This is a genomic window from Paenibacillus sp. EPM92 (assembly GCF_016586185.1).
Classification (GTDB): Bacteria; Bacillota; Bacilli; order Paenibacillales; family NBRC-103111; genus Paenibacillus_G; species Paenibacillus_G validus.
The window spans coordinates 1-6,312 of record NZ_BCPS01000106.1 but is presented as its reverse complement, the minus strand read 5'-3'; the positions used below and the strand labels follow the sequence as shown (position 1 = coordinate 6,312).

Sequence of the window (6,312 nt, the reverse complement as noted above, 5' to 3'; positions counted from 1 at the left end):
GGCACGTTATTTTATAAGAACAAAAGAATGGGCTCCTTCAGCTTCGAGGACGTCTCCGGCGCCTTTCCTTACGCGTTGTGGATGCCCCAGCCGGTATTGCTGCAAGCCTTGTACGATAAGGCGCGGACGTTCCCGTCTTTCGAGATGCTGTTTCACGCTCCGGTGAAACAGCTGCTTCATGAAGGCGACCGGATCGCCGGCGTTGTGGCGGAAACCGCCGACGGGCCGCTGGAAGTGCGGGCGCGGTTGACCGTCGGCGCGGACGGGCGCTTCTCCGCCGTGCGCAAGCTGGGCGGTTTCGAGATCGAGTACGAGCATTACGCAGGGGATCTCGTATGGTTCACGGTGCCGAAACCGGCCGATTGGGGCGAAGAGCTGCGCATGCTGATTACCGACGGTCACGGTTATATCGTCCTGCCTAAATACCCGAACCTGCTGCAGGTCGGCATCGCCGTTCCTGCCGCGGAATGGAAAGAAATAAAAGCTCACGGCATCGAACCGCTGCGCCAGGAGCTGCTCGCCGCCCACCCGGCTTTCCGCGATTTCGCCGAGTCGCTTACCGACTTTAAGCCTTTCGTGCTGCTGCAAGCCAAAGATTTCTATGTGCGCGAATGGGCGAAGAACGGCTGTCTGCTCGTTGGCGACGCCGCTCACTGCGCTTCTCCCGCCGGTGCGGTAGGGGTGTCGCTGTCTGTGACCACGGCCGTCGTTGCCGCCGACGTCATCTACGATGCACTGCGGGACAGGGATTGTTCCGCCGGGCGGCTTGCTGCGGTTCAGAAGTGCCGCGATCGCGAAATTCGCTCCATCCACAGCATGCAGGACCGCGCCGCCAAGCTGATATTCAGCTCGTCGCCATTCATTCGCACATGGGCGCCGATGTTTATTTCTTTTGCGGCCAAGACGAAACTGATCCGCTTCGTGCAGCGGCGTCTGCTCGTGCTGCCGGAGCCGCTGGCGATTCACGAACGGTTTATGTTCTAACGTCAGGACGTCCGTCGGTGTACGGCGGTTACGTGAACGGGCTATCCCGTGGTGTATGTGGTGTATAATGAAGCTGGAGCAGATTTTCGGTTGCGTCCCGAGGGAAGGAGAGTAAGTATGGAGTCGGAGCAGAAGATGTTGGATGAGAAGATCCGTTCGATCGCCGCGGAGCATCCGATTGTTTGTTACGACGGCGTGTGCGGCTTTTGCCAGCGGGTCGTGCAATTTATTTTGCCCCGTGACCGCGCCGGCCGGTTTCGGTTTACGGCGATTCAATCGGACGTCGGCCAAGCGCTGCTGTCGCACTACGGTCTTGATCCGCAGGCGCTCGATACGTTCGTTCTCATCGATAATCATCGAGCTTACACCCGTTCTACGGCAGGCCTGCGCGTCTTGCGCGGACTCGGAGGCGGATGGGGACTGCTGTACGCGTTCATCGCCGTACCGAAGCCGCTGCGCAATGCAATGTACGGCTGGATCGCCCGTAACCGGTACCGATGGTTCGGCAGGACTGACGCTTGCCTGATCCCGGGACGGGACGTACGCGAGCGGTTTCTCGATACGTGACAGCGGATATCGATTCGATTCCTGCTGCAGGCGCAAAAAAACGTCCGGCTTTAGAAAAGCCGAGACGTTTTTTTGGCGTCATGGAGCAGCCTTACAGCTGCTCAAAAAAGGCGCTTACCCGGTCCGCGTATTCCTGCTTCTGCGGCGGGTAGTTTCGGGCATGGCCTTCGGCAGCCGTCGTCCACAGCTCGAACCGGTCCTTGTGCTTCTCCCACAAGGACTCGCTGTTGCGCAGCGGGATGGAAGGGTCGTTCGCGCTGTGTATGAATAAGATCGGTCGCGGATAGATCGCGTCAACCGCTCTCAGCCCGTCTACCTCATCCGGATCGATGCCGAGCATCGGGGGCAGCATGTTCATGATCAGCGGCGTAAAAGGAAAGTCCGGCAAATGCGACCACACCGACAAATTATCATTCAAGTAGCTGCTTAGCCGGTTGAACGGGCTGTCGGCCACGATCCCTGCCACCGCAGGCTCCTCGGCGGCTGCTGTCAGCGCGGTACTGGCTCCCATGGAGAAGCCGAGCACGCCGATTTTGCCGGGACGCTGCGCTTTGATCCAGTCGATCGCGCCGAGCAGGTCGTACTTTTCATAGTACCCGACGCTCGTCATCGTTCCTTCCGATTCGCCGGAATTGCGGAAGTCGAACATGAGCACGCCGAAACCGCGATCGGTTAAGTCTTTGGCCAGCGATAACGCTTCGGCGTTTTTTTGTTCCCGGTTGTTTTTATAACCGTGCGCCATAATGATTTGCGCCTTGCCGTAAGTCGCGCTCTCGACGGTTTGCGCGGGAGGCATATACCAGCCTTTTAACAACAGGTCGCCTTGACGGCTCTGGAACTGCACATCCTCGTAGGCCATGCCGAGCCGTTTGGGCGAATCTTCAAGCGGCTTCGGGTCGGGGTGCGACAGCTGCCAGCCGACAAATCCGGAAATACCGATACATGCCGCTGCCAGTAGAAGAATAAGTGCAAAGATGACGCGAAGCCGGATCCGCCGTCGGCCTAGACGCCGTCTGGGCGCTCTTGTAATCGCGGGAGTAGGTTTCATGCGCTTCCTTTCCATTCCTTTCCTGAGTAACGTATCGTAAATGAGAAACAAGATTTCTTCATTATACGACAAATGAGGAGGCGCGGGAATGGGACCGGTTACTTAGAGAAGATGCTGTTTTTTGGCAGGGTCGTCCATATATAAGATAAACCGAGCCCCAGGGCAAGCAGGAGCAACGCTTGATACGGGGCGGCCATCGCCCAGAGCAGCGGAACGGTAAGCAGCGCAACCGTCACGGCATGAATGCGGCGAATGACCGTTTGAGCCGATTGTGCGCGCAGCGCGGGCGGAAGCGGATAGATGAACGACCATTCCGAGTGGCGGTACGCCTTGGCGAGTTCCTTTAATTGAAGGGCCGTTAGCGTTGTAAAAAGAAGAAACACGATCGCCGGAGCCGCGACGCCCTTTGTGAACGAAATAATAAGACCGCCGAGCACTGTCAGCCGGAGAGTCATGCCGAACCCCTCCGACCGCAGCCAGACGTGTACATATAGAAACCGATACGTATGCGATGCATCGAAGCGAAGGCCTGCGAGCCCGCGGATCAGCTTGCGCGGCGCGTGCACCGGTCGGGGACGCCCATGCAGCTCGGCTACATCCACGAATTGATTCAGCAGCCGCAGAATAAGGCTCCGGTGCCGGCGTTCTGCTTCGACTAGCTGCAGCCAATGGAGCTTCTTTTCGTCCAGCAGATGGATCAAGCCGAAATAAATGAGTAAAGTCGCGGCTACGAGCAGCGAACCGGCCGGAGGGCTCAGCGTAAGCAGCATATAGAGGCAGCCTCCCGCCAGCAGCCATCGCAGCATCGCGAGCAGCGCTCTCTTCGAGCGTATTGTCAGCTTGAGCTCGGTCCAATGGCCTTGCAGCAGCACACGCTTGAGAACAAGCAGCACCAGCAGGGCGTGAATGAAGCCGGGCTTATCGCCATCCGCGAAGGCGAAAGCCGGCCAGACAGCCAGCCACGCGGCGAGCAGCCCGAAAGCTTGGACCGCGAAGGAGGCGTTCACCGCCCTTGTCATGTAATGGCGGGCGATTTCGGTCTCGAGCGGCAGCCAGAATACGGTATCGGCTTCGCGGATGTAGGTGCGGATCGGACTCCATGCGGCGAACGGGAGCAGCACCAGCGCAGCTATCTCCCGAAAAGGAAACCCCGGAGGCGCCTGCGTGAGCAGCTTACCGTAGAAGAAGCTGCCGGCGAGCACCAGCAGAAGGACGAATAAGGAGACGCTTTGCAGCGCATATCCGACATAGGGCCGGATTTCAAGCCGGAAATCTTTCGTTCGCTTGCTCCACGTCTCCCGCGCGTCAAACGTCAGTCGTTCCGGCTTCTTCATAGGCTGTTCACGTCCTGCGTTACCAAGCTGCAGAAGACGTCGTCCAGCGAAGCGCCGGGCATGCGGGCTTGTGCACGCAGCGCCTCCAAATCGCCCGCGGCCGTCAATCGGCCTTGGTGCAGCAGCACGTAACGGTCGCCGTACCGTTCGATTGTCGATAAAATATGAGAGCTGATCAGAATGGACGCTCCGCTTTCTTTGACCCGAACCATCAGCTCCAGCAGCGAGCGGATGCCTAGCGGATCGAGACCGAGGAACGGTTCGTCGATGATATACAAGTCCGGCTTGACCAAGAAGGCGCTCATGATCATCACCTTTTGCTTCATGCCTTTGGACAGATGGCCGGCCAGCCGGTTGCGGAACGGTGCCATCTGAAACTCCTCGAGCAGCCGTTCGGATCGCTCTTCATAGGTTGCGCTGTCTAAACCGTAGGCCATCGCAGCCATCTCGAGGTGTTCCCTCACCGTTAATTCTTCATATAACAAGGGCGATTCGGGGACGTAAGCGTATGTTCTCCGGTAAGCGGTCGGATCTTCCTCCAACCGGCGTCCCGCAAGCCGAACCGCGCCCGAATGCGGCTCCATTAAGCCTAATATATGCTTGATCGTCGTGCTTTTCCCCGCCCCGTTCAAGCCGATCAAGCCGACCATTTCCCCGGGACGAACGGAGAAGCTGATGTCGTGCAGCACCGGCTTCTGCCGGCTGTAGCCGCCGATCAGATGCTCCACTTCCAATAAAGGTTCCATCTCGTATTCACCTCTGAGCCTTATTGTACCTTGTTTGCCAGGGAAAAGAAAAAGCTACCGTCCGCGCCCATGGCCGCCGAACTTCAAATAAAGAAGACATGCCCCCGCGGTAATGAGCGGAACCGCCAGGTAGGCGCCGGAGAACGGAGCGATGCTCACGCATAGCGCCGTTGCGAGAAGCGCCGACCAGCGCCCCTTACGGTCGCGCCAGAGCAGCTTCAGGCAGGCCGCGGAAGCCAAGACATACACGAGAATGCCGAGCGTGGTCGGGATAAGAATCAGACGATCGGCGGCAAAGTCCGTGACATAACTGCCGCCCAGGACGAACGTATTGGTTGCAAAAAGAAACAAGGTCGAGCGGTAAGGCGTTCCGTTTCGGCTCGTTCCGGCGAACCAGCGCGGCAGTTTCCCGTCTGTCGCCAGCGAGAGTCCGAGCCGTGCGGAGCTGGCCAAGTATACGTTCAAGGTGCCTAAGCATACGATACACGCGACGACGGCTGTCGTTAACCCGGCATTGACGCCGAGCACGCGGTTCATTAGCGCGGCGAGCGGAGCGGCATCTGACGGTTCCCCATAGGTATGCGTGCCGACCGTTACGACGGACAACAGCGTATAGGTGATCCCGACGACTACGACGCTAATCCATGTGCTCCGCATGACGTCGGGGTGAGGCCTTTTGAATTCGGGCACGAGATGCGTGATGCTTTCCCAGCCGAAGAATGCCCAGAAAATGAGCACGCACGCCTGGCCGATGCCTTGCAGTCCATGCGGTGCGAAAGGCCGGTAATTCGTTAAGGACGTTACGGGTAAACTAAAACCGATCGTCAGCAGCAGCAGGACGAGCACCGCGCCGCTTAACAGGAGCGACAGCCAACCGCTCACCCGCATGCCCAGCAGGTTGGCAATTAAAGCCGCGATGAGAAATACGAAAGCGAGCACGTACACCGCTTCCGAGGACCAGCCGAAAGCGGCCGTAATATAGGAGGCTCCGGTCAGTCCGACGACGGCTTGGCCGCCGGCGACCCAGGTGAAGAAAAACCACCCGACAATCGCTCCCCACGTATCGCCGAAAGCTTGCCCAACGATCGTCGAGATGCCGCCGTAGTTTTCATAGGTAAGGGCCAGTCTTGCGAACGTATAGGCAACCGGTATGCTTAACAGCGAGAGGAGCAGCCACGAGATGATGGAGGCGGGCCCGGCCACATTGGCGGTATAGCCCGGCAAGATCAGTATGCCGGAGCCAAGCACGGCTCCCATATATAAGGCGACGCCTTGCGGCATCGTGACGGTGCGCTGCTTCATGGGCTGTTGAACTCCTTTTTATAAACGTAGGTTATGGAAAACTTTACACGGTTGCGCACCCCGATGCAATCGTGCTATATTATTAATCCGGCCAATCGAGAGCCGGCGCTCATCAAAAAAAGTTATTAAAAAAACTTGCAAGAGCGTGTCGAATGTGGTAAATTAATTCTCGCTGTCGTAAGTGATGCGGCAAACAGGCGTTCTGAACTTTGAGGATTTGTCCCTTGGCATGGAACGAAAAATAAAGCTTGCAAAACAGATAGCAAATGTGGTAAATTGATTCTCGCTGTCACGTCAGGTCGGAAACGATGGACGAACGTCAGCATGATTG

The 6,312-nt window shown here is 57.8% G+C and carries 7 protein-coding genes; 2 read left to right on the top strand and 5 right to left on the bottom strand.

What is annotated here, in order from left to right:
* Together JMF85_RS26530 and JMF85_RS26525 are read left to right on the top strand one after the other, a co-directional pair.
* A partial coding sequence (locus JMF85_RS26530; RefSeq protein WP_201319280.1) for an FAD-dependent monooxygenase occupies positions 1-984 on the top strand: 984 nt, incomplete at its 5' end.
* 117 nt (positions 985-1,101) lie between these two features.
* A complete protein-coding gene (locus JMF85_RS26525; protein WP_054798480.1) occupies positions 1,102-1,551 on the top strand; it encodes a thiol-disulfide oxidoreductase DCC family protein in 450 nt (149 codons plus the stop codon).
* Between the two features lie 91 nt (positions 1,552-1,642).
* On the opposite strand, the gene JMF85_RS26520 is transcribed toward JMF85_RS26525, so the two are convergent.
* From JMF85_RS26520 to JMF85_RS28280, 5 genes are all read right to left on the bottom strand, one after another.
* The gene (locus JMF85_RS26520; RefSeq protein ID WP_201319279.1) at positions 1,643-2,599 is read right to left on the bottom strand and encodes an alpha/beta hydrolase; all 957 of its coding nucleotides are present in this window, start codon (positions 2,597-2,599) and stop codon (positions 1,643-1,645) included.
* Between the two features lie 98 nt (positions 2,600-2,697).
* Positions 2,698-3,933, bottom strand: a complete 1,236-nt coding sequence (locus JMF85_RS26515) for an ABC transporter permease (RefSeq protein ID WP_201319278.1) — start codon at positions 3,931-3,933, stop codon at positions 2,698-2,700.
* Entirely contained in the window at positions 3,930-4,679 is a 750-nt protein-coding gene (locus tag JMF85_RS26510; RefSeq protein WP_201319277.1) for an ABC transporter ATP-binding protein, read from the bottom strand. The genes JMF85_RS26515 and JMF85_RS26510 overlap by 4 nt, the downstream gene beginning before the upstream one ends.
* A 54-nt stretch (positions 4,680-4,733) precedes the next feature.
* Entirely contained in the window at positions 4,734-5,981 is a 1,248-nt protein-coding gene (locus JMF85_RS26505; protein ID WP_201319276.1) for an APC family permease, read from the bottom strand.
* Positions 5,982-6,106: 125 nt separating this feature from the next.
* On the bottom strand, positions 6,107-6,312 hold a 206-nt coding region (locus JMF85_RS28280; RefSeq protein ID WP_236596009.1), incomplete at its 5' end, for a hypothetical protein.